28 protein-coding genes are annotated in these 22,737 nt (G+C 60.7%); 15 read left to right on the top strand and 13 right to left on the bottom strand.

The features are described from left to right. Positions 1-4 precede the first annotated feature (4 nt). Positions 5-451, top strand: coding sequence for a molybdenum cofactor biosynthesis protein MoaE (locus tag ED661_RS03855; protein WP_122072625.1), 447 nt, complete (start codon positions 5-7; stop codon positions 449-451). 301 nt (positions 452-752) lie between these two features. Next, positions 753-1,622 carry a hypothetical protein gene (locus ED661_RS03850; RefSeq protein ID WP_122072624.1) on the top strand — a complete coding sequence of 290 codons (870 nt, stop codon included), beginning with the start codon at positions 753-755 and terminating at the stop codon, positions 1,620-1,622. Positions 1,623-1,692: 70 nt separating this feature from the next. On the opposite strand, the gene ED661_RS03845 is transcribed toward ED661_RS03850, so the two are convergent. From ED661_RS03845 to ubiA, 3 genes are read right to left on the bottom strand one after another with little or no spacing between them, the layout of a single operon-like run. Next, positions 1,693-2,010, bottom strand: a complete 318-nt coding sequence (locus ED661_RS03845) for a hypothetical protein (RefSeq protein ID WP_009809708.1) — start codon at positions 2,008-2,010, stop codon at positions 1,693-1,695. After that, positions 2,007-3,929 (bottom strand): OmpA family protein, encoded by a 1,923-nt coding sequence (locus ED661_RS03840; RefSeq protein ID WP_122072623.1) that lies wholly within the window; start codon positions 3,927-3,929, stop codon positions 2,007-2,009. Before ED661_RS03840 ends, ED661_RS03845 begins: the two co-directional genes overlap by 4 nt. 60 nt (positions 3,930-3,989) lie before the next feature. Then, a complete protein-coding gene (gene ubiA, locus ED661_RS03835) occupies positions 3,990-4,952 on the bottom strand; it encodes a 4-hydroxybenzoate octaprenyltransferase (RefSeq protein ID WP_122072622.1) in 963 nt (320 codons plus the stop codon). 12 nt (positions 4,953-4,964) lie between these two features. Between ubiA and ED661_RS03830 the strand changes: the two genes are divergently transcribed. The 6 genes from ED661_RS03830 (at position 4,965) to ED661_RS03805 (ending at position 10,600) form a co-directional block, all read left to right on the top strand. Then, on the top strand, positions 4,965-5,690 hold the full coding sequence (locus ED661_RS03830) for a 16S rRNA (uracil(1498)-N(3))-methyltransferase (protein WP_122072621.1): 726 nt from the start codon (positions 4,965-4,967) through the stop codon (positions 5,688-5,690). Positions 5,691-5,692: 2 nt separating this feature from the next. Then, positions 5,693-6,559: a GNAT family N-acetyltransferase gene (locus tag ED661_RS03825; RefSeq protein WP_122072620.1), complete on the top strand. Its 867-nt coding sequence runs from the start codon at positions 5,693-5,695 to the stop codon at positions 6,557-6,559. 14 nt (positions 6,560-6,573) lie between these two features. Next, positions 6,574-7,101, top strand: coding sequence for a hypothetical protein (locus ED661_RS03820; protein WP_122072619.1), 528 nt, complete (start codon positions 6,574-6,576; stop codon positions 7,099-7,101). 79 nt (positions 7,102-7,180) lie between these two features. Further along, positions 7,181-8,551, top strand: coding sequence for a glutamate--cysteine ligase (locus tag ED661_RS03815; protein ID WP_122072618.1), 1,371 nt, complete (start codon positions 7,181-7,183; stop codon positions 8,549-8,551). A gap of 283 nt (positions 8,552-8,834) precedes the next feature. Next, the gene (locus tag ED661_RS03810) at positions 8,835-10,136 is read left to right on the top strand and encodes an SDR family oxidoreductase (RefSeq protein WP_122072617.1); all 1,302 of its coding nucleotides are present in this window, start codon (positions 8,835-8,837) and stop codon (positions 10,134-10,136) included. After that, on the top strand, positions 10,133-10,600 hold the full coding sequence (locus ED661_RS03805) for a DUF2269 domain-containing protein (protein ID WP_122072616.1): 468 nt from the start codon (positions 10,133-10,135) through the stop codon (positions 10,598-10,600). The genes ED661_RS03810 and ED661_RS03805 overlap by 4 nt, the downstream gene beginning before the upstream one ends. A 123-nt stretch (positions 10,601-10,723) precedes the next feature. Here the strand turns inward: ED661_RS03805 and ED661_RS03800 are convergent, their stop codons facing one another. Genes ED661_RS03800 through ED661_RS03785 form a run of 4 tightly spaced genes read right to left on the bottom strand, consistent with a single transcriptional unit; the run spans position 10,724 to position 12,989 of the window. Beyond that, positions 10,724-11,542: a fatty acid desaturase gene (locus tag ED661_RS03800; RefSeq protein WP_122072615.1), complete on the bottom strand. Its 819-nt coding sequence runs from the start codon at positions 11,540-11,542 to the stop codon at positions 10,724-10,726. Between the two features lie 24 nt (positions 11,543-11,566). Next, the gene (locus tag ED661_RS03795; protein WP_122072614.1) at positions 11,567-11,941 is read right to left on the bottom strand and encodes a hypothetical protein; all 375 of its coding nucleotides are present in this window, start codon (positions 11,939-11,941) and stop codon (positions 11,567-11,569) included. A gap of 17 nt (positions 11,942-11,958) precedes the next feature. Continuing rightward, positions 11,959-12,399, bottom strand: coding sequence for a hypothetical protein (locus ED661_RS03790; RefSeq protein WP_122072613.1), 441 nt, complete (start codon positions 12,397-12,399; stop codon positions 11,959-11,961). 53 nt (positions 12,400-12,452) lie between these two features. Continuing rightward, positions 12,453-12,989 carry a GbsR/MarR family transcriptional regulator gene (locus ED661_RS03785; protein ID WP_122072612.1) on the bottom strand — a complete coding sequence of 179 codons (537 nt, stop codon included), beginning with the start codon at positions 12,987-12,989 and terminating at the stop codon, positions 12,453-12,455. 126 nt (positions 12,990-13,115) lie between these two features. Here ED661_RS03785 and ED661_RS03780 point away from each other — a divergent pair, with 126 nt between their 5' ends. Continuing rightward, positions 13,116-13,373 carry a hypothetical protein gene (locus tag ED661_RS03780; RefSeq protein ID WP_054459811.1) on the top strand — a complete coding sequence of 86 codons (258 nt, stop codon included), beginning with the start codon at positions 13,116-13,118 and terminating at the stop codon, positions 13,371-13,373. An 83-nt stretch (positions 13,374-13,456) separates the two neighbouring features. On the opposite strand, the gene ED661_RS03775 is transcribed toward ED661_RS03780, so the two are convergent. Next, positions 13,457-13,930: a YHS domain-containing (seleno)protein gene (locus ED661_RS03775; protein ID WP_122072611.1), complete on the bottom strand. Its 474-nt coding sequence runs from the start codon at positions 13,928-13,930 to the stop codon at positions 13,457-13,459. Positions 13,931-14,203: 273 nt separating this feature from the next. Between ED661_RS03775 and ED661_RS03770 the strand changes: the two genes are divergently transcribed. Then, complete coding sequence (locus tag ED661_RS03770) at positions 14,204-14,554, top strand: hypothetical protein (protein ID WP_122072610.1); 351 nt, start codon at positions 14,204-14,206, stop codon at positions 14,552-14,554. 48 nt (positions 14,555-14,602) lie between these two features. On the opposite strand, the gene plsY is transcribed toward ED661_RS03770, so the two are convergent. The 5 genes from plsY to ED661_RS03745 are packed head-to-tail and all read right to left on the bottom strand — an operon-like array spanning position 14,603 to position 18,403. Then, on the bottom strand, positions 14,603-15,208 hold the full coding sequence (gene plsY, locus ED661_RS03765) for a glycerol-3-phosphate 1-O-acyltransferase PlsY (protein WP_122072609.1): 606 nt from the start codon (positions 15,206-15,208) through the stop codon (positions 14,603-14,605). After that, positions 15,208-16,518 (bottom strand): dihydroorotase, encoded by a 1,311-nt coding sequence (pyrC, locus tag ED661_RS03760; protein WP_122072608.1) that lies wholly within the window; start codon positions 16,516-16,518, stop codon positions 15,208-15,210. Before pyrC ends, plsY begins: the two co-directional genes overlap by 1 nt. Then, positions 16,515-16,910: a hypothetical protein gene (locus ED661_RS03755; protein ID WP_122072698.1), complete on the bottom strand. Its 396-nt coding sequence runs from the start codon at positions 16,908-16,910 to the stop codon at positions 16,515-16,517. Before ED661_RS03755 ends, pyrC begins: the two co-directional genes overlap by 4 nt. A gap of 1 nt (position 16,911) precedes the next feature. Then, positions 16,912-17,448, bottom strand: coding sequence for a hypothetical protein (locus ED661_RS03750; RefSeq protein ID WP_122072607.1), 537 nt, complete (start codon positions 17,446-17,448; stop codon positions 16,912-16,914). 4 nt (positions 17,449-17,452) lie between these two features. Beyond that, entirely contained in the window at positions 17,453-18,403 is a 951-nt protein-coding gene (locus ED661_RS03745; RefSeq protein ID WP_174214159.1) for an aspartate carbamoyltransferase catalytic subunit, read from the bottom strand. 129 nt (positions 18,404-18,532) lie between these two features. Between ED661_RS03745 and ED661_RS03740 the strand changes: the two genes are divergently transcribed. The 5 genes from ED661_RS03740 to ED661_RS03720 all read left to right on the top strand — a co-directional run bounded on the left by ED661_RS03740 (position 18,533) and on the right by ED661_RS03720 (position 22,737). Further along, positions 18,533-19,333: a uracil-DNA glycosylase family protein gene (locus tag ED661_RS03740; protein ID WP_122072606.1), complete on the top strand. Its 801-nt coding sequence runs from the start codon at positions 18,533-18,535 to the stop codon at positions 19,331-19,333. Between the two features lie 13 nt (positions 19,334-19,346). Then, positions 19,347-19,946 (top strand): metallophosphoesterase, encoded by a 600-nt coding sequence (locus ED661_RS03735; RefSeq protein WP_122072605.1) that lies wholly within the window; start codon positions 19,347-19,349, stop codon positions 19,944-19,946. Then, complete coding sequence (locus tag ED661_RS03730) at positions 19,943-20,563, top strand: LysE family translocator (protein ID WP_122072604.1); 621 nt, start codon at positions 19,943-19,945, stop codon at positions 20,561-20,563. The genes ED661_RS03735 and ED661_RS03730 overlap by 4 nt, the downstream gene beginning before the upstream one ends. 8 nt (positions 20,564-20,571) lie before the next feature. Beyond that, positions 20,572-21,114, top strand: coding sequence for a molybdenum cofactor biosynthesis protein B (moaB, locus tag ED661_RS03725; protein WP_122072603.1), 543 nt, complete (start codon positions 20,572-20,574; stop codon positions 21,112-21,114). A 162-nt stretch (positions 21,115-21,276) separates the two neighbouring features. Further along, positions 21,277-22,737 (top strand): efflux RND transporter periplasmic adaptor subunit, encoded by a 1,461-nt coding sequence (locus ED661_RS03720; protein WP_122072602.1) that lies wholly within the window; start codon positions 21,277-21,279, stop codon positions 22,735-22,737.

Below are 22,737 nucleotides of genomic sequence, written 5' to 3'. Positions count from 1 at the left end.
GGCGATGCAGGTACGGGTGCAGGAAGAGGGCTTTGATCTTGGTGCCGAGAGCGATGCTTTTGCGGCTGGGGTTGAGGGCGCCGGAGCAATTGTGACCTTTACCGGCGTGGTGCGCGACGCGGATGGTGGTGGTCTGGTTGCCATGGAGATCGAACACTACCCGGCGATGACCCAAAAGGCGCTGGAGGCGATCGCCGCGGAGGCCAAGACACGCTGGGCGCTGGCGGATGTTCTGGTCATTCACCGCTATGGTCGCCTGGCGCCGGGTGAGCGGATCATGATGGTGGCAACGGCGTCGCGCCATCGCAAGCACGCCTTTGAGGCGGCTGAATACCTGATGGATTATCTGAAATCCCGCGCGCCTTTCTGGAAGAAAGAAATCCTGTCCGATGGTCAGGCCGACTGGGTTTCTGCCAAGGCAGATGACGAGACCGCTTTAGAGCGCTGGTAGTACCGTGCAACAGCGCCAGACCAGGGCCTATGAACCGTTCCTTTCCAACAGCAAGGTGGGGCTCCCGCCTGTTTCGGCAACATTCAAAGAATGTGCCTGCTCAGTTGGGCCAGGCTCAGCGCTCTGCGCTGAGCCTGGGGCGTTGCGCCGGGCGCAGTGTTCTTGACCTCTGGCGGGGAATAGGGGTGCAATGGTCTGGCCCCCTGCAAATCAGTAGCATTTAGCCGAAAGCATCCTATGGCAAGGCTTGCCGGTTTGCTTGGCTTCGCCAAGGCTTTTAAAGGCAAACAGTTCTTTCAAGTTGGGTTTTCTGCCCAGCCAATCAGACTGGGAAACGATAGTCTTTGGTAAGACAAAACACCTGCTTGCAGCTTTTGCGGCACTGATCCTTGCAGGTTTCATCCAGCCTTTGGACACAAGTCTGGTTTCGACAAGTTCTACGGTGATCGGCGTTCTGGCCTTGGCTGTTTGGTTTGCGCCGGCTTCGCCAATGGTGTTTGTCTGCCTTGGTGCAGGGTTGAAAACCACAGTTTCGCCAGTCTGGATCCGGGTTTTGGCAGTAGCGCTCTGTGGGGTTGGGGTTTGTCTGACCCTGCTAGGCGTAGCCTTCGCCCCTCCTGGGGCGGGGCTGTTATCGGCGCTGCATGGTGGTGGTCTGACGCTGGCCGTTGTGGCGAGCCTGCTCTGCATGACACCGAAGTGGTTGTCGGCAAGAGCCGCAAGACTGGCAGCTGTGGGAGTGGGACTGTCGAGTCTCTTGGCTATCTGGTCTTTGCTGTCTGTCCCTGCTGTTCTATTTCAGGCCAGAGCAGTTGCTGCAGGTGCGCCCTATTGCATCGCGCAACATGGGCCCTCGCGGAAAGTGGAAACGCTTTGGGATCTGCGTGGGTTTTCGTTTTACACCAGAGTTTCTGGCTCCAAGGACAGTTCCGGCTGGTATTTCCACGGTGTCCTGACTGTAGAAGGCGCTGCGGGGCGCCAGTATTTCAACTGGTCACCAAGACACCTGCGATTTGACCGGATTGAGCATCCCGACAGGTTTATTGCCTCGGTGCAAAACCTTTGCTCTCCCAAGCTTGCCCAAGGGGGAGGGATGAATGTGAGGCGCTACAGCAGCGCGCGCAGCGCGGTGCCGGGCCCAAGGCCTTTCAGGGTGGTTGTGCCATCCTGAGGGCGCGGGAGCCCCCCCCTTCCAAAACTCATGTCGGTCGGTCCAGAGATGACAAAGCTGATCTGCAGGATCAGTCCTGCTGCAGGTAGCTGCGGAGCTCTTCTGCTTCGCGGCGGGCATCACGCAGCCCATCCATGGCGGCGCTGAGCTCTGCTTCGGTCTGGGTCAACTGATTGCTCAACTCGGCCTCACGCTGCTGCAGATAGGTAATTGCCTGATCCCGGGTTTCTTCGGCCTCATGCAGTTCCTGGCTCATCCGGTCCAGATCGGCCACATCGCTTTGGCGTACTCGGGTAAAGCGATGCACCAGCCAATTGGCAAACCATCCCATGGCAAAGGCGGCAAACAGGATGATGGCGGTGGTGAGGATGAACTCTGCTCTGTTCATTGTCCTGAAGTCTCCTGTTCGGTGCTGGTTGCGGCCTCTGAGCCTGCGGCAGCATTCTGCGCAGCCTCGGCGGCCTCTTCGAGGGTGGTCTCGCCCTCAGATGTGGTTTCGGGGAGGATCAGACGGAACTCAATCCGCCGATTGGCCTCGCGGCCATCCTCGCTATCATTAGACGCGATGGGTTGGCTTTCGCCATAGCCGGTGGCGATAAAGGCCGTGGTGCGAATGCGGCGGGCGCGCAGCTCATTGAGGATCGACTGCGCCCGCGACTGGCTGAGCGTCTGGTTCATGCCCTCGCGGCCCTGACTGTCGGTATGGCCCTGAATTTCCAGCCGGATTGGCCCGCATCTCTCTAGGATCAGGGCGATGTGATCCAGCACCACGCTGCTGCCCCCTGCCACAGTGGCAGAGCCGGGTTCAAAGCTGATCTTGCCAGAGCTGGCCTGGGCCCCTGCCAGCTGGGCGGCGCAAAGCTCAGTGCTCAGCGGCTGATCCTTGGGGGCTGGGGGTTCTTCATAGGTCAGGGCCAGCTCGTAGCTTTCTGCTTCACCCAGTTTGGCCGCAAGAAAGCCGGAAACCTCGGCCAGGGTGTCTTCCTGGTGGCTCATGCCGCGTAGTTGCAGGTTGTCCGGGGTGACGGTAACCGATCCACGTTTGAGATGGGACAGGGCCTCCAGCCCGGCCAGAACCCGTACCGGCCAGTCGGCGGGCAGATCCGGCACCACGCGGGTTGCAGTATGCACCTGATCGGCACCAAACCGGGCCTTTGCGTAGCTGCTGGCGATATCGCGTGACATCGCATCGTTGATCCGTCCGCGCAGTTGAACCTGCCCCTCAGGGCTGAGTGTGGCGGTGAATTCGGGCGGGCCAGCGGCGCTGTCGCTGGCGGGCATTGGCAGCACTGCATGCAGGGCAAAGACCTCAGGCAGGGCGTTTTCCAGCTCTCCCACCACCTTGTCAAACAGATCGGGCGCTGTGCCCTCGGCGGCAACCAGGGTGATATCGGCATTGGCGATGGTGACAGTGCCCTGTCCCAGGGCCGCCAGGCTGGCAATGCTCAGCGCGCTGGCGCGGGACCAGTTGGGGGAGGGCACCCCCATGCCAATGACACAGTCCACTTCCCCCTCCAGACCGGCGGCGCGGGCAGCGCTGAGGATTGCGGCGCGGCTCTCGGAGCTTTCGGCAGAGCAAGCATCAAAGCGCGCACCGCTTTCCCCAATCAGGAACCTGAGCGTAAAGGGGCTGATCACCGGGCGGGCGGCGGTGATGTCGAGCACCAGATGCAGTTCCGGCGGTGCCATGCGGGTCAGCTGGGCCTGCAACTGGTTTTTGGCAGCGGCAGAATCCGCCATGGTGGTGATCTTGATGGTTTGTGCATCCACCGAAATCTTGGCGCGTGGCAACAGGTCCAGCGCGGCGATGGCATAGCGCAGCGCCACCGACCAGCCCTTTGGCTCCGGATATCGCGCGGTTTCCAACAGATCCGCGACCTGTCCTGCCGCATCCAGACCGTTCAGCTGGTTCACCAGATCCGCCCGCGAGGAAGTGGCCGGGATCAGGCCGATGATGGAGATGCCGCTGTGATTGCGCAGGATCTCTGCCGAAAACCGAGGCGGCGCGATGCCTTTTGACGGCGGCACTGACATTTCGTCAATCACCCGGGTCGCATCAACCACGCCACCAGCCAGGGAAAGCGCGGCAAAGCGGGTGGCCTCATCCGGGGCGGTGCCCTGCATGGTCACCCGCAGCCCGTCAGAGGTCACTTCGGCCCAGCCCATGCCGCCTTCGTCCAGGGCACGGCGCAGCGCGGTTTCGCTGTTTTGCTCCACTGCTGTCACTGCAAAACTGGCCGCAATCAGACTGATACCGGCAGCCGCTGCAAAGGTCAGGGTCGGGATCAAAAGCGAAGACAGGCGCATAAAGGGGCTATTCCTTGGAAAAACTGCGTCTTGTGTATAGATCCGCGCCCGGTGTTTCAATCAAAGGAAGGCGGCCAGAACGAAGAAAATAAGCGGAATCAAGCCGGTATCCCGGTTGAGCCGAAACAGCTGCAACAGGCGTTGATTGTTTTCGGCGTCAAAGATCCGCAATTGCCAGGTCATATGCCAGCCCATGGCCCAGGGGCCGAGCAGCGCCAGACCCAAGGCCCAGTAGTTGTCCTCGAGATCCAGCGCCAGAATAATGGCAAAAGCCATCAGGCTGACAGTGCCGACAATAAAGCGCCGCAGCCAGGTTGGGGTATTGCTGCCAAACAACCGTGCGGTGGATTTCACCCCAATCAGGGCGTCGTCCTCGGTATCCTGATGGGCATAGATGGTGTCGTAAAACAGTGTCCAGCTGATGCCGGCAAAATAGAGCGCCACAGCAGGCCAGTGCAGCGCGTCGCTATGGGCGGTCCAGGCCCAGAGCGCCCCCCAGTTGAAGGCGAGGCCCAGAAACACCTGCGGCCACCAGGTGAACCGCTTGGCAAAGGGATAGATCGCCACCGGAAACAGCGCCAGGATCCCCATTGAGATTGCCATGCGATTGAATGTCAGCAGGATGCCAAAGGAAATCAGCGCCTGCAGCACCATCCAGATCACCGCGCCCTTCACCGTGACCTGGCCCGAAGGGATCGGCCGCGAGCGGGTGCGCTCAACCGCGCCGTCAAAATTGCGATCAGTGATGTCGTTCCAGGTACAGCCCGCGCCGCGCATCAACCAGGCGCCCATGGCGCAGGCAATTGCGATCCAGGCATCTTCCCAGCGTGGGGTGCCATCCCAGAGGATTGCCAGTGCCAGCCCCCACCAGCAGGGGATCAGCAACAGCCAGGTACCAATGGGGCGATCGGCGCGGCTGAGCCGCAGGTAGGGGCGGCTCCATTCTGGTGCATATCGGTCAACCCAGTTGTCTTTGACCGCATCTGCGACCTGACCATCTGGTTTTGGCGCGTCACCTTGCATATGTAGGGCCTCATGAGTGCAAAAATCAGACTGTATGTAGAGCACCCTTTGGGTGCAGGGCAATCCATTCCTCTGGAGAAGGCGCAGGCGCATTACCTCTTTGGGGTGATGCGGCAGCGCCTGGGCGGAGCGGTGGCGCTGTTCAACGGGCGCGACGGCGAGTGGCAGGCCGAGATCACCGAGGCAGGCAAGCGCGGCGGCACCCTGACCTGTATTGAACAGAGCAAGCCCTTGCAGATGCCGCCGGATCTGTGGCTGATCTTTGCGCCGATCAAGAAGGCCCGCACCGACTTCATTGTTGAGAAAGCCGCCGAGATGGGCGCCGCCCGCATTCTGCCCGTGGGCACGGATTACACCAATTCCGAACGCATCCGGCAGGATCGTCTGCAGGCCCATGCTGTCGAGGCGGCCGAGCAATGCGGCGGCACCTATGTGCCCGAGGTCGGTGATTTGCAAAAACTGTCGCAGCTCCTGGACCACTGGCCCGCCGAGCGTCAGCTGATGTTCTGCGACGAGGCCGAGGTGGGTAATGCGCTGCAACTAGCTGCACAATCCCACAGTGCAGCACCCTGGGCCATTGTCATCGGCCCCGAGGGCGGGTTTTCCGACAGGGAACGCAAACGCCTGCACGCGATGGAGCAGGCCCATGTGGTCAGCCTTGGCCCCCGTATCCTGCGCGCCGATACCGCTGCTGTCGCTGCTATGACCCTGTGGCAGCAGGCAATGGGAGACTGGTGACGATGCACCGCGCAACCACGGCCGATCTGCCCGCTATCGAGGCTTTTCTGGCGCCACGGGTGGCAACATCAATGTTTCTGTCCGGCAACCTGCGCGATTTTGGCCTTGGGAGAGATCAGGGCAATGATTACCCCAAGAGCATGGTGCTCTGGCTCAGCGAAACGGCGGGCGAGATCACCGGGGTGATTGGCTATGCTGCGGCAGGTTATGTGGTCTTTGAAGCTCCGGCTTTGACACCTGCGCAGTATCCGGCGATCCGCAAAGCTCTTTATGGCCGCAAACTGTTGGGGCTCAATGGGGCGGTGGATCAGGCCGACCATCTGGTTGCCGCGCTTGACCTCCCCTGCCACAACGCGGTGATGGATGAGGTGGAACCGCATTATCATCTCCGCCTTGGCGACCTCACCCTTTCTGCAGGTCTAGGCCAGCTGCGCCCGGCAGACGCACAGGATCTGCCGCTTCTGGCGCAGTGGCGCCTGGCCTCTGAGGTGGAGATCCTCGGTGCGCGTGACACAGTGGAGAATCGCGACAGGGCGCTGGCGAGCCTGCAAGAGCTGCTCGCGGCGGATCGTTTGCGGGTGTTGGAGCTGGATGGCACAGTCCTGGCAATGACCAACTTTAACGCGGCTTTGCCTGCAATCGTTCAGGTTGGCGGGGTTTATACGCCGCCCGATATGCGGGGGCAGGGATATGCACGGCGCGCCGTAGCCCTGCATCTGGCCGAGGCACAAGAGGCGGGCGTGACGGAGGCAATCCTGTTTGCCGCCAATCCAGCCGCCGCGCGCGCCTATGAGGCGATTGGATTTGCACCTATTGGCGGCTACCGGATTGTAAATTTTGATCCAGGTATCACATTGGGAGAGACCTGATTGGGAGAGACACCATGAGTTTCATTCGTCCCGAGGCCCGTGTGGCGCTGTGGCGCTGGCGCGAGCTGATTGTTGCCGCGCTGATGCTGCTGGTGGGGCTGAACTGGGCCTTTACCTCTTTTGGAGTGACCGAAGTCACCGGCTGGGCGCTGATTGTTGTCGGGCTGGTGATTGCAGTGATTGGCGCCCAGAGGCTGCGCTTTCGCCTTGGTGCCGGAGGTCCCGGGGTGGTGCAGGTGGATGAGGGTCAGATCGCCTATTTCGGCCCCCTCACAGGCGGCGCGGTTGCCGCCTCCGAGCTGCAACGTCTGCGGCTGGATCACACCGCCAAACCGCCCCATTGGGTGCTGGAACAAGAGGGGCAGCCGCCTTTGGAAATTCCGGTCACTGCTGCGGGCCATGAGGCATTGTTTGATGTCTTTGCCGCCCTGCCGGGACTGAAGACCGAGCGGATGCTGAGCGAGCTGCGCCGTGCCGGCCCTCACCAGGTCGTGATCTGGGAACGCAGCTCTAGCCGCCCGCCGCTGCACAGGCTGCATTGACACTGGTGGCGATTCCGCTCACCACTAATTTCCCAAGATAACTCTACCCACGATAACCCTACAGGACGGAGTGCCCGGCATGTCCATTCCCCAGTCCGGCGGCGGACCCATTGAGCGCCATGAAGATTTGGCCGAATATCTGGCCAGCGGCTGCAAGCCACGTGATGCCTGGCGCATCGGCACCGAGCACGAAAAATTCGGCTATTGCAAAGATACGCTCAAGCCGTTGCCCTTTGAGGGCGAGCGCTCGATTGTGGCGGTTCTTGAAGGGCTGCGCGATACCTATGGTTGGTCGCCGGTCACTGAGGGCGGCAATCTGATTGGTCTGGAAAAGGACGGCGCCAATGTCAGCCTGGAACCGGGCGGCGCGCTGGAGCTGTCTGGTGCTCCGCTGGAGACCATTCACGAGACCTGCGATGAGGTGAACAATCACCTGCGCGAGGTCAAGGATATCTCTGACAAGATTGGCGTGGGCTTTATCGGTCTGGGCGCCGCCCCGATCTGGTCCCATGACGAGATGCCTCTGATGCCCAAGGGGCGTTACCGCCTGATGAACGACTATATGGCCAAGGTTGGCACCATGGGGCGGGACATGATGCGCCGCACCACCACCGTTCAGGTCAATATCGACTTTGGCTCCGAGGCCGACATGGTGCAGAAACTGCGCGTCGCCCTGGCGCTGCAGCCGGTGGCGACAGCGCTCTTTGCCAATTCGCCCTTCTTTGAAGGCAAACCCAACGGCCACAAAAGCTGGCGCAGCAAGATCTGGCGGCATCTGGATGACAGCCGCACCGGCATGCTGCCCTTTGTCTTTGACGAGGGCTTTGGCTTTGAGGCTTACGTGCAATATGCGCTCGATGTGCCGATGTATTTTGTCTATCGCGACGGCGAATATATCAACGCGCTGGGCATGTCCTTCCGCGATTTCCTGCAGGGAAAACTGCCAGCACTGCCCGGCGAAACCCCAACCATGTCGGATTGGGCGGATCACCTGACCACCGCCTTCCCGGAAGCGCGGATCAAGAAATACATGGAGATGCGCGGCGCGGATGGCGGCCCCTGGCGGCGCCTTTGTGCGCTGCCGGCCTTCTGGGTTGGGCTGACTTACGATCAAACCGCGCTGGATGCGGCCTGGGATCTGGTCAAAGGCTGGGATGCCGAGACCCGCGAAGGCCTGCGTGTTGCCGCCTCCCGCGAGGGGCTGCAGGCAGAGGTGAATGGCATCAAGATGCACGATCTGGCCCGCGAAGTGGTGGCAATTTCCGATGCGGGCCTGAAAAACCGTGCCCGTCCCGGAGCCGGTGGTCTGGTGCCGGATGAGACTCATTTCCTCAATGCGCTGAAAGACAGCCTCGACAGTGGCAAGGTGCCCGCTGATGAATTGCTGGAGCGCTATCATGGTGACTGGAATGGCGATTTGACCCGGATCTACGGCGACTACAGCTACTGAAGATCAAATCTGACAGGCAAAAGGGGGCGCGGTTGAGTGGCGCACCCTGGGTTTTCAGATACAAAAGCAACGCCTGCCGTGGGTCCTCTCGGCAGGCGTTTGATTTTTATCGTTAATTTGTGGATGCACATATAGGCTGGTTCTGGGCGTTAAGTCCCGAAGCCACACAGTTGGAAACTTTAAAGTTTGTCTTTCGGTTTTCCCGTTTCTGGCCAATTCTAACAAAGCAGTGCCAGATTTCTTCAGGAACCCAGGTCATGTGCAATTGATGCACGGAAAAGGAATGAGAGTGCCCAAAGCGATTGTTCTTGGAGGATATGGCTTGATTGGGCTCGCCTGCATGCGGGCTCTTGCCAAGGCAGGTTTTGAGGTCTCTGGCCTCGGGCGATCGATGCGTTCGGCCAACGCGGTGGGCTTGCCTGTCGAATGGGTTATCCGCGACATTCCAAGCATCACAACCGATGAATGGTTGGCGATGCTCGATGGTGTAGATGTCGTTGTGAACGCCTCGGGCGCGCTTCAGGATGGCGCAAAGGACGATCTCGAAGCAATCCATGTGACAGCTGTGGCGCGCCTGGTTGAGGCGGCTGCAAGGTTGCCGGTTCGGATCGTTCAGATTTCCGCAGCCGGTGTTTCCGAGACGGCATCAACCGCCTTCTTTCGGACAAAAGCGCGCGGGGAGAGGATCCTTTCTTCGCGCGCTAAGAACTGGGTCATCCTGCGCCCTACACTGGTGTTGTCGCCAGAGGCCTATGGGGGAACCGCCCTTCTTCGCGCGGCCTCGGCGCTGCCGTTGATCCAGCCACGTGTTTTCCCGAAGGCGCAGATCCAGACGGTTTATGTTGGGGATGTTGCCGATGCGGTTGTCGCATCTGCACAGGGGCGAATACACTCCGGTACCATTGCAGATATTACCGAACAGGACGCCCATAGTTTTCCGGATCTGCTGGCAAAGGTGCGCAGATGGCAGGGGTGGGCGGATCCGGTTGCCTGCCCGACCCTTCCAGGCTCCCTTGTGACTGCCATGGGGAAAATTGCCGATCTATTAGGATACCTCGGGTGGCGTTCAGCGCTACGAACGACAGCCATTACAAGACTTGCGGATGGCGTTCGCGGTGACCCGGACACGTGGAAGAACGCCGGAGGGTGTCCTTGTCGATCGCTGGATGATACATTGGCGCTCTTGCCAGCGACGCGCCAAGAGCGGCTTTTTTCCCGAGCTTACCTCGCGCTTCCCCTGGCTATCGGGACACTGGCCATATTCTGGCTCCTATCCGGCCTGATAACCCTCATCGATCCGGCGCGCGCCATGTCGGTTCTGGCGGAGCGCGCGGCGCCCTCATGGGTGATTGCCCCGACCGTGTTTGGCGGCGCTGTGGCAGATATGATTTTGGGCATCGGAATTTTGTGGAGACGCTGGACCAAGCCTGCTGCGCTCGGAATGCTCGGACTGTCGAGCGCCTATCTGATAGGCAGCCTTATTGCCGCCCCCGATCTCTGGGCAGATCCCCTTGGGCCGATGGTCAAGGTTTTGCCGGGGATGACACTTGCCGCCTTGGTATGGCTGATGATGGAAGACAGATGACCTACGAAGCCCTGCTATTTTTGCATATTCTTGGCGCGACCGTTTTATTGGGAACCGGGGCGGGCATAGCCTTTTTCATGGTTATGTCCAATCTCAGCAAGGACCCCAAACTCATCGCGCATGTTGCTGGCATTGTTGTGCTCGCGGATACAGTTTTTACGGCCTCTGCTGCGATCATCCAGCCGATCACGGGCTATTTTCTGGCCCGCGAAGTCGGCTGGCCGCTCTTTGAGGGCTGGGTCGCCCTGTCTCTCGCTCTCTATGTATTTGTTGGGGCGTTTTGGCTGCCTGTTGTCTGGATGCAAATTCAGATGCGCAATCTCGCCATCGCCGCTCGGGATGCTGAAAAAACCCTCCCCGCAAAATACCATAGGTTTTATCGTTGGTGGTTCGCCTTTGGGTTTCCCGCTTTTGGGGCGGTGTTGGCCATTGTTTGGCTGATGCTGACCAAACCGACGTTCTGACCAAGGGCTTCGACCTTCTATTCGGTGAGGCCTTTCCCATGTCCCAAAATCCGGAATGTACCAGCTGCTGAGGCGCGCTGTTTTCCTTGCGGCGCTTTGCGGTTGGATAGGTCTTTTGGCGGCTTAGCGCGCGGGGTCCAACCAGGGCAGCACCGGTTGGCGCGCCTCGCAATAGCCGGGAACCTGCGCATCTAGGCGTGCGGCCAATTCCGGCAGGCGGCTGACCGGAACCCTGGGGAAGAGATGATGTTCGCGGTGATAAAACATCAGATAGGCCAGCCGGGCAAACAGACCGCGCTGGCTGCGCCCAGCAAGACCGGTATCTGCGGTGCCCTGATGGGTGATCCAGACGGCAAAGAAGGCGGTGAGGCATTGCGCCAGCACCATGGCGGCCAGATGCAGCAGCAAGAAGGTCCAACCACTAAGAAAGACTAGGCCGAGGGTGAGCGTGAGGCCCAGCCCATCGTAGAACATGCGCCGCCGCCATTTGTGCCCGCCACCGCGCCAGCAATGATGGATCAGATCGAAAGGAAACCGGGGACCGTACAGCAAGACCTCTGCTGCACTCATATCACCGCAATGCCCCTCAATATCGCCGGGGCCCATGGCGTGACGATGGTGCTGCATATGGCTCCAGGCGATGGAGCAGTTGCAGCCCATCATCAGTGCGCTGAGCAGGTGCAACAGGGCGAAGTCCAGGCGCCGGGGCAGGCCGAGATTGCCATGGATTGCCTCATGGTTCAGCCGCAGCGCGCAGAGGAAGAACATGAAGCTGGCGAGTGCCCCGGCAGGCCAAAAGGGTGAGGCATAAAGCCCCCAGGAGAGCGCCAGCCAGGGCAGCGGTAGGGTCAGCTCACCCCAGCGCTGGCGGCGGGTGACTGGCAGCAGATCCTGCCAGTTCACATTTCGGGGTGCCTCTTCTTTGACGCGGGGCGGGCACATGTCTTGCTCCTTTCCAGAGTGGCTTTAGGCGGGGCGCGCTGATTTGCTCTTTTCAGTGGGCAGAAGGGGTTGAGCCCCTTGCACCGCCTCGCGCACAACGGCGCGCAGGGTCGCCACAGCATGGGAAAGCCCTAGGCCTAGGCAGATCGCCACCAGGCCGAGTGCCGGGAGCAGGGCAAGAAGACCGTCTTCAAGCAGAGGGATTGCCGCACCGATCAGGACCACACCGCCCAATCCCACCATGGCGTAGCCTGTGGCGATGGTAACGGCTGCTGCCTTAGCAGCGCGTCCGGTGCGGGGGCAGTCTCCCAGCAGGCTCCCAATTTTGAGGATCATCAGGGCCATTGAGAGAAGCATGAGCAGGCCGAGGCCCAGGTAGAGTGAGATTTCAAGTAACATGTGGTTTCCTTTCGCAGTCAGAGTGTTTGTTTGAAAAAGTCGCGTTCCAGGCGGTGATAGATCGCACCGCTCACGGAGCCCCAGATCGGCGCAAAGACGCTGCCAAAGATCAGGATTGCGCTGATGCCATTTAAGTTCCCATTTTTCGCCCAAGCGATGAGAGTGACTGAGGTGAAGAGAGCCAGAAAGGTTGCCAATGCGAGCAGGGCCCAGCCAGCAGGTTTTGGGCGGTGACGCCTTAGATGAAAAAGCATCACGGGGACCCCGGCCAATAGGTAGATCGGCCCTCCGAACAGGGTCGCAAAGGAAGGGATGAGCAAAAGAGGCGCTCCTGCGATTCCTGTGATGATGGGGCCACCGACCATGGCCAGTCCAAAGGCGGTTGGATCAATCAGGTGTCGCCTTGTCGAGACGGGGGGATAAAAGGGTGACACATTATATTCAGTTATTTCTGTCATTTGAGAAATTACCTCGCAAATTTTTTTTGCCTAAGATGGTCGTCTGTTCTGTTTTATCCCGATGACTTGCCGCCGGGCAAAAACCGCACCAGCTTGGCGCCCAGTTTCAGAACCGCCAGATGTACCGAGCGGGGCAGGCGCGAGAAATCAACATACCAATCATCAAACATCTGCATAACCCGCAGGGTCTCGTCCATGCGGTCCCTGGTGCGTTTGGGGGTGTCATCGCCTTCTGCCTCTTTCATCACCTCATCCAAGGCACGCAGGGTCGGGGCGAACTCGCGTTCGCGACGGGCTTTGATCACCGCATCCACTAGGTCGAACATGTCGCGGATCGAGGTGAAGTGATCACGTCGATCGCCGAGCTGTCTTGAGGCCTTGACCAGCCCTTGGGATTGCAGCTCTTTCAACCCGTTGGAAACATTGGACCGGGCCAGATTGAGTGTCTCGCAGATCTCATCCGCCGTCATCGCATCAGTGGAGATATGCAGCAGCGCGTGGATCTGCGCCACCGAGCGGTTGACCCCCCATTTGGAGCCCATCTCGCCCCAGTGGAGGATGAAGTTCTGCATGGCGGGAGTGAGGTTCATTTCGAAAGTCCTGACTTTTCTGTAATGACAGAAATTCATGAATTGTGAGTCGCGTCAAGAGTTTTCCTTGATTAGACCCTGTCAGAACCTGCACAGTTGTTGGCATTTACAATCAGGGAGTTTGAAATGCGCGATCTGTTCATAGGTCTTTTTGATAAGCTGGTGGGTGTCTTTGTGATCCTGCTCTGCATTGGGGTGTTGGCGGGTACCGCCGGGGCCTTTTTGGCGCCTGCACCAAATGGTGGTTTGCTGCCGGCTCTGGCCGTGTTTGTCATCGGCTCGATCTACGCCATTCTCATGGGCGGGATGATGTATCTGTTTTTGGGGGTCTATCACAATACCAAGCGTACGGCTGAGGCCATCGAGGAACTGGCCAGACGCTAGATCAATCAAAACGAAAACCGGCGAAGCCTGTTGGCTCCGCCGGTTTCATGTTCATACCAGTACAGGAAAAGCCTGTGTCTGGCTTACTGCTGCAGGGCTGCGGGCTCTACATCTGCGATGTTTTCCCAGTGGCCGTTGGCGTCCTGAACGAAGCCCGGGATGTTACCTTCCCAGCGTTCCTGGATGTCCTTGGACAGGTTCAGGTACAGTGTGTTGTCAACGATTTTCCAGTATGTTGGGTCACCGTCGAATTTAAAGCCCATGGCGGTGCCAAAGGCGCAGTAGCCGCCGTAGGCGGGCAGATATGCTTCTGGGTTGGCCTCAAACTGCGCTTTGTGCTCTTCGGAGGCAAAGCGGTAGGTCGCGTCATTAAAAACAGTTGTGATTTTATAGCTGCCCTTGGCGGGGGCGCCGTCGGTGAAATATGCGACGGGGTCGTAGCCCTGCATTGCAAGACCGGTGGAGGATGCGTTGAGCTCAACGCCTGCGGCCAATGCCGAAGTTGCCATTGCAACCGAAAGTGCCACGCCGCTCAGCAGGGATTTAAATGCGTTCATCGGATCGTTCCTTTTCCTGTCCGGTCAGTGGCTGCATTAGCGGGCTGACCGGCATATTTGCGATTTGTATGATGGCCTGTCTGGCTGTCATGGAACCCATGTGGAGAGGGGGGTGATCACGTTCAATCAAACTGTTTTTGATTGCGCAAATGTCCAGAAGGACTGTGCGTGGATGCGCAGACTTAGGCCATCACAATATCAAGAGGTCCATATTTTGCTGACATATCCGGCAAGTCGGGGCACAGTAGATCCATTGCATAGGAGGAATTCCCGATGAATAGTTTTTTATCCCGGCGGGTGTTGATCTCTGGATTGATCGCCTCGACCCTCATGGCAGCCGGCCCTGTCGCGGCCCAAAGCGTTGCGGGGCACTACCGGGCAGAGGGGCGGAATCCGGATGGCAGCAGCTACAGCGGCAAGGTGCAGATCCGTGACAACAAGGGGGTGATCGCGGTCAACTGGCAGGTCGGCAGTCAAAGCTACGCGGGCAAGGGGACCCGCAGTGGCGATGTGATCTGGGTGGATTGGGGCGACACCTATCCGGTGGTCTATGTGCGCATGCCCAGCGGAGAGCTGCACGGAACCTGGGCCAATGGCCGGGGCTTGGAGCGACTCATTCCCTAATGATGCAGCCCGGATCAGTGGGTAAGGGGCAGGCGCAGCCCCTTGTAGTCATTTTTGGCCAATACGGGGCTCAGTACCTGCCAGCAGGCGGCTGATATTGGCACTGTGGCGCCAGAACACAATCGCCGCCAAGAGGATTGGCAACAGGATCACTGCGGGATAGCCCAGAAGATAGGCCCAGAGCGGCGCGGCCAGCGCGGCAACCAGGGCGCTCAGCGAAGAGATCCGGCTGACGGCGGCGGTGGCCACCCAGGTCAGACAGCAGGCAATCCCAACCGGCCAGGCCAGCGCCAGCATCAGCCCAAGGAAGGTTGCAACCCCCTTGCCGCCCTTGAACTTCAGCCAGACCGGGAAACAATGGCCAAGGAAGGCCATCAGCCCGGCCAGTTGCGCGGCGTCTTCGCCGGCCAGAGAACGCGCCAATAGCACCGCCGCCGCGCCCTTGCCGCCATCCAAGATCAATGTCGCCGCCGCGGCGGCCTTGCTGCCGGTGCGCAGCACATTGGTGGTGCCGATATTGCCCGAGCCAATTTCGCGCAGGTTGCCCAGCCCCAGAGCGCGGGTCAGCAGCAGGCCAAAGGGGATCGATCCCAGCAGGTAGCCAATCACGGCCCACAAAAGCAGGATGGCAGCGGCGCTTTCAATCAGGGGCATCAGTCTCTCCGGTATACCGGCGTACCGGTGACATAGGTTGCCAGCACTCTGCCCTGCATGCGCTGCCCGTCATAGGGGGTATTTTGCGATTTCGACTTCAGTTGGAAACGATCCATCACAAAGGGCATGTCTGGGTCAAACAGGATCAGATCCGCTGGGGCTCCGGTGCTGAGCCGACCGCTCTCCAACCCCAGCCGTTTTGCCGGGTTGAGCGCCATGGCACGAAACAGTGTCGGCAGATCCATGAGCTCACCATGGTAAAGCCGCATCGCGGCTGGCAGCAGGGTTTCCAGCGCCACGGCGCCCGCCGCGGCTTCCTCAAAGGGCAGACGTTTGCTTTCTTCATCCTGCGGCGTGTGCATCGAAGAGATCGTGTCGATCAGCCCAGAACGCACTGCTTCGGCTACCGCCAGACGGTCTTCTTCAGAGCGCAGCGGTGGTTTCACCTTAAAGAAGGTACGGTAGTCGGCCACGTCCAGCTCGTTCAGGGTCAAATGATGGATCGAGGTGCCGGCAGTGATGTCCAGCCCATTGGCCTTGGCCCGCTCCAGCGCGGGCAGGGCACGGGCGGTGGTGATCTGATCGGCGTGATATCTGGCCCCGGTCATCTCCAGCAGCGCAATGTCACGGTCCAGCCCCATCCGTTCCGCCATGGGTGAGACCGCAGGCAGGCCCCGAAGCGCCGCAAACTTACCAGAGGTGGCCGCAGCGCCAGCGCTTAGCAGCGGCTCTTGTGGATGGGCAATCACCAGCGCACCACAGCTGCGCGCATAGGTCAGGGCGCGGGAGAACACCTTGGTATTGCTGACCACATGGTCGCAATCAGAAAAGGCCACCGCGCCGGCATCCATCAGAAAACCGATCTCGGTCATCTCGCGCCCTTCGCGCCCCTTGGTCAGAGCGGCCATGGGCAGCACATGCACGGGTGCATCCGCCTGGGCGCGGCGGGTGACAAACTCCAGGGTTTCCGGACTGTCGATGCTCGGCGTGGTATCGGGGCGGGTGACGATGGTGGTCACACCACCAGCGGCAGCGGCGAGACCCGCAGTCTTGTAGCTCTCCTTGTGGCGCTCGCCCGGCTCGCAGACCTTGACGCCGATATCGACAATGCCGGGTGCCAGACAATTGCCATCGCAGTCCACGACCTCGACCGTCTCTGCATCAATGTTTCGCGCACGAAACAGTTGCGCGGGCTCCGTACCCGCGGGCAGGGTCTCGGCAATCATACCGTCCTGAACCAGCAGGGCACCTGGGCTATCGGTGCCGGCTTCGGGGTCAATCAGGCGGGCATTGGTGAACAAAAGGGTCATGCAACAGGCCTTTCGATGGCGTGATTGAGGGCAGCAACAGTGGTGTTGGGTGAGGATTGGTACTTGATCAGATGCTTGTCTCCACCCTTGGTGATCACCTGCACGTAGGACCCCATGGTCTTGACCGCCTCGATCTGGTTCAGCGGCACCCGGCGCTCAGCTGGGCCGGTCAGCACACCGTACTCAATACGCCAGACCACAGCCAGTTCTTCGCTCATCATGTACCAGCCGCGTAAAACAATGGCGCCCAGCCCGCCGATGGCACCGGTCCAGACATGCGGGTTGCCCAGGGCCCAAAGGATAACCATCCCGGCCACCATGGCAATCGCGGCCATCCAGGCATGGGCGGTGATATAGGCGCTGCGGTTGGGGTTGAACTCGATCACATCCATCTCAGAACACCAGTACATATAGGAGGAGGGCAATGAGGCTCATCACCACGGCAAAAAGCGCAGCGCCGATGCGACGGGCCGCGTGGCGGGCCGCGCGCGGAGAGAGCTTGGGCCCGGTATAGAGCTTGCTGCTTTCAGGAGTGGCCTGCAGAGGGGCGCTCCAGTTGATCGGCTTTTCGCCATAGTTGGCAATATGCGTGATCTGGCTGGCCGGCGTCAGCCGCGCGGCTTGCCCCCCAAAGGCGCGTGAGCGCAGCAACAGCACATGGCCTTCCAGCGCTGACAGGGGGGCGCGATCCGGGGCAATTTCTGCTTCCGCAATGCCGCAACCCTGGGTCAGATAGCCCGCCAGCCCCAGCTCTTCGAGATCCGAGACGGGAAAGATCTCTACGTGATCCAGGTCGATCTCGCCTATCCCAAGCACCTGCGCCAAGGCACCGGGTTCGCGCAGGAAACGCGCCTGCTCGGGGGCCATGTCCAGATCAAAGATCCGGATCACGCCGCGCTCTCCGGCTGGGATTTCGAGGACATCCGTCATGCGATCAGCTGGCCTGCGCGCTGCGGCTCTGGCGGAGGTTCTGCGCCAAAAGATCCATCGCCGCCATGCGCACGGCAACGCCCATTTCCACCTGTTCCTGAATGACCGAGCGGTTGATATCATCCGCCAGGGTGCCGTCGATCTCAACCCCGCGATTCATCGGACCGGGGTGCATGACAATGGCGTCTTCCTTGGCATAAGAGAGCTTGTCGGCATCCAGCCCGTAGCGGTGGAAATACTCGCGCTCAGAGGGGATAAAGCCGCCGTCCATACGTTCTTTTTGCAGGCGTAGCATCATCACCACATCGACGTCTTTCAGCCCTTCGCGCATGTCATCATAGATCTCGGCGCCAAATTCTGCGAACTGACCGGGCACCAAGGTGGGCGGGCCGATCAGGCGGATGCGGTTTTCCATCTTGCCCAGCAGGATCAGGTTGGAGCGCGCCACGCGGGAGTGGGCGACATCGCCGCAGATGGCGATATTCAGCCGGTGCAGCCGCCCCTTGGCCCGGCGGATGGTCAGGGCATCCAGCAGCGCTTGGGTCGGGTGCTCGTGTTTGCCGTCGCCGGCGTTCAGCACCGCGCAGTTGACCTTTTGTGCCAGCAGATCCACCGCGCCGGAATGGGGGTGGCGCACCACCAGCAGGTCGGGGTGCATGGCGTTCAGGGTCATGGCGGTATCAATCAGGGTCTCGCCCTTTTTGATCGATGAGGCCTGCATGGCCATATTCATCACATCGGCCCCAAGGCGCTTGCCGGCAATCTCGAAACTCGCCTGGGTCCGGGTGGAGTTTTCAAAAAACATGTTAATCTGGGTGAGCCCCGCCAAGGCATCCGAGTGTTTCTCGGGGCGGCGGTTCAGCTCCACATAGCTGTCGGCGAGATCCAGAATCGCGGTGATCTCATGCGGTTTGAGGGTCTCGATGCCAAGCAGGTGACGATGGTCGAAAGACATGGGGCGGCTCCGCTCTGTTTGGCGCATCTTATAGGCAGCTTGGCCCCGGCGGGCAAGGCGTGCAAGGGGCGTCAAAAGGGCCTGAATTAGAGGTGTTTCGCTTACCCGCGCGGCGCGGTAGCTTAGGCCATGGAATCGGCAATTGATTATTGGAGCGCAAAAGCGCTGTTGGAGTGGCAGGTGGAACTTGGCGCCACCGAGGCCCTGTGTGAAGAGCCGGTCAACCGCTACGAGCTGGCCGCGCCTGCGCCAAAGGCAGGTCAGGCGCAACAGCCGGGGCAGGCCGCTGGTCAGAAGCCGGGCACGCCGCCGCCCATTCCTCCCAAACCCAAGCCCGTTGATCCGGTGGCCGAGGCCCGCAAGGCCGCTGCTGCTGCCACAGCGCTGCCGTCATTGCGGGCCGCCCTGGCAGAATACCGCCATTGCGAGCTGAAAATGGGCGCCCGCAATCTGGTCTTTGGCGATGGCCAGCCGGGCGCACGGGTGATGGTGATCGGCGAGGCACCGGGGCGCGAAGAAGATCAGCAGGGCAAACCCTTTGTGGGCGCGGCGGGGCAATTGCTGGACCGCATGCTCGAGGCCATTGATCTGGGACGGGACAAAAACGTCTATATTACCAATGTGCTGCCCTGGCGGCCGCAGCAAAACCGCGATCCCAGCCCGGAAGAGATCGACATGATGCTGCCCTTTCTGGAGCGTCACGTGGAACTGGCCCAGCCGGAGATCCTGGTGCTGATGGGCAATATTAGCTGTCAGGCGGTGCTGGGCAAGCGCGGCATCACAAGGCTGCGCGGCACCTGGGCAGAGGCCTGGGGCAAGCCCGTGTTGCCGATGTTCCACCCGGCCTATCTGCTGCGCCTGCCCGAGCAAAAGCGCGCCGCCTGGGCGGATCTGCTGGAGTTGAAGGCACGGCTGGGCGCAGCAAACTAGGGGTCTTTCACAGATGAAAATCATGGCTTTTTCTGATCTGCATCTCAGCGCCCCCCACGCGGCAGAGCTGGTTGCGGCCAGTGCCCAGGCGGATCTGGTGATTGGCGCCGGGGATTTTTGCAATGGACGCAAGGGTCTGGACCGCGCCATGTCGCTATTGACGGGGATCGCAAAACCGCTGATCACCGTACCCGGTAATGCCGAAAGCGCCGAGGAGCTGCGAACCGCAGCCCTGCCGGAGACGCATGTGCTGCATGGTGAGGCGCTGGAGATTGAAGGGCTGCAGATCTTTGGCATGGGCGGAGGGGTGCCTGAAACGCCTTTTGGCGATTGGTCCTATGATCTGTCAGAACAGGAGGCCGAGGCGCTTTTGTCGCGCTGCAGTCGCGCTGATTTGCTGATTTGCCATTCCCCCCCCAAGGGGCAGGGGGATGAGACCTCGACCGGGCTCTGCGTCGGATCGCAGTCGATCCTGCGGGCGGTTGAACGATTGCAGCCGCAGCTGGCGCTCTTTGGCCATATTCACGACAGCTGGGGGTTTCGCGGTCAGGTTGGCAATACCGTGACGGCAAACCTGGGGCCGGTGCCCAGTTTTTTTGAGGTGGGGCTGTGATTGACCCACTTAGCCTCCTGGCCTTTGTGCCCGCGGCGCTGGCGCTGAATCTCACACCGGGGGCGGATATGATGTTCTGCCTTGGTCAGGGGCTGCGGGCGGGGCGCAGATCGGCGCTGGCCGCCAGTGCCGGGATCTCCACCGGGGGCATGGTGCATGTGGCGCTGGCCGGGCTGGGTCTGGGGGCGGTGGTGAACAGCCAGCCCGCGCTGTTTGATGTGATCCGCTGGCTTGGCGTTGCCTATCTGCTTTATCTCGCCTGGAGTGCGCTGAGAGCGCCATTGCCGACAGCGGATAAGCCCCAGCCCCCCGCAGCGCATAGCTTTCGCGCCGGGTTCTGGGTCAATCTCACCAACCCCAAGGTGATCCTGTTTGTGCTGGCCTTTGTGCCGCAATTTGTGGTGCCCGAGGCCGGACCGGTGCTGGGGCAGTTCCTGATCTTTGGGCTGGTCCTGGCGCTGGGCGGCTTTGTCATCAACGGGCTGGTTGGGGTCTTTGGCAGTGCTGCCGGGCGGTTTTTGGCGCCGGGCTCGCGCGCGGGCATCTGGCTGGGCCGGATTTCGGCGGGAATATTTGCGGGGCTGGCTCTCAGGCTCGCGCTTTTGCAAAAGACATGAGGTCTGCTATGTCACGTATCGACGAAACCATGGAGTTCATCCCGGTTCGCATCGCCATTCTTACCGTTTCTGACAGCCGCAGCCTGGAGGAGGATCGCTCGGGGCAGGTGCTGGTGGACCGGCTGCAGGCGGCGGGCCATGTACTGGCGGATCGCAAGATCATACCAGATGAGCGGGCTGAGATCGCCGATCAGCTGCGCGCCTGGGTCGCAGACCCGGAGGTAGACGCCGTGATTTCCACCGGCGGCACCGGGCTCACGGGGCGCGATGTGACGGTAGAGGCCCACCGCGATGTCTATGAAAAAGAGATCGAGGCCTTTGGCACCGTCTTTACCGTTGTGTCGATGAAAAAGATCGGCACCTCTGCGGTGCAGTCGCGCGCCACAGGTGGTGTCGCTGGTGGAACCTATCTGTTTGCCCTGCCTGGCAGCCCCGGTGCCTGCAAGGATGGTTGGGATGAAATTCTGGCCTTTCAACTGGATTATCGGCACCGCCCCTGTAATTTTGTGGAAATAATGCCACGTTTGACCGAAACCCAGCGACGGAAGTGACGCTGCTCTACGTGTAAAACCTCAAGACGAACACTATGTTCAGTGATATCTGCCAAGGGATTACTGCCCGGGGAGCGCTCCCTGTGCGGTGCCATCTTTGGCGCAAGAGCTAAATTGATAAGGTAGCACGGGGAGGTCCCCGGCCACCAAAAGGAACAGAGCATGCGCTTTTTGCGGCATAGTTTGACGGGTTTGTTTCTGGCCGCGGTAACGGCTGCGCTGATGCTCTATGCGGGGCAGATGGTCATTGGGGCTGTGCAGACGCGGATGAACGCCGAACCTCGCAAACCTCCGGTGCGCGAACGCATTTTTGCGGTGAACCTTGTGAGTGCCAAGCTGAAGGAGATCACCCCCGAACTTATCGCCTTTGGCCGGGTTGAGAGCCGCCGTACGCTGGAATTGCGCAGCGCCCAGGGCGGGCGGATCACCCAGCTGTCTGAGCGTTTTGAAGAAGGCGGCCAGGTGCGCGCAGGCGAGATCCTGATGCAGATCGATCCATCAGATGCGCAGGCAGCTTTGGATCAGGCCGAGGCGGATATGCTGGATTCCCGCGCTGAAGAGCGTGACGCGGGCCGGGATCTCATCCTGGCCAATGATGAACTCGAGGCGACCCAGGATCAGGCGCAGTTGCGCGCCCGGGCGCATCAACGCCAGCTTGATCTGCAGGAACGCGGCGTTGGTACCACGGCTGCGGTTGAGGCCGCAGAGCTGACAGCGGTGCAGGCCCGCCAATCGGTGATTTCACGCCGTCAGGCGGTCAGCCAGGCCGAGGCCCGTGTCGATCAGGCTGCTACCCGCGTGGCACGCAGCCAGATTGCCCTGGAGACCGCCACCCGCGATCTGGCGGATACCACTCTGCGCGCCGGGTTTGATGGCACCCTACAGGCGGTGACGCTGGTTGAAGGGCGGCTGGTCTCGGTGAATGAAAAACTGGCAGAACTGGTTGATGCAGACCAGTTGGAGGCAGTGTTTCGTGTCTCCACCCTGCAATATGCCCGCCTGCTGGGCGCTGACGGGCGGCTCACGGCGGCACCGGTCCGGGTGACACTGGATGCGGCAGGTGCCGGGCTTGAGGCAACTGGTCAGCTGTCGCGCGCCAGCGGCGCAGTGGGCGATGGGCAGACCGGACGTCTGCTCTATGCGAGTCTGGATCTGACGCCGGGCTTCAAACCCGGAGATTTTGTCACCGTAAAAGTCAGTGAGCCGCCGCTCGCAGCTGTGGCGCGAGTGCCCTCTTCGGCGCTGGGCTCTGACGGGACCGTTCTGGTGCTGGGCGCGGAGGATCGGCTGGAGTCCTTGCCGGTCGAGCTGATGCGCCGACAGGGCGATGACGTGCTGATCCGGGGCGCAGGGCTGGAGGGGCGGCAGGTGGTCACCGGGCGCACACCGCTGTTGGGGGCTGGCATCCGGGTGCGTCCCCTGCATCAAGGCGCAGAAGCCGCTGTGGCCCCCTTGCCTGAAATGATTGAGCTTTCGGAAGAGCGTCGCGCCAAACTGGTGGCCGCCATCGAAGACAGCGCCCGTCTGCCAGAAGCCGCCAAGGAGCGGATGCTGGCGGCCCTGGCCAAGGCGCAGGTTCCGGCCAAGCTGGTCAATAGGATCGAAGCCCGGATGGGGGGATAA

Source organism: Pseudophaeobacter sp. EL27 (assembly GCF_900313025.1).
GTDB lineage: Bacteria > Pseudomonadota > Alphaproteobacteria > Rhodobacterales > Rhodobacteraceae > Pseudophaeobacter.
Note: the sequence above shows the minus strand (reverse complement) of the source record. Positions and strands in the feature narration are given on the sequence as shown.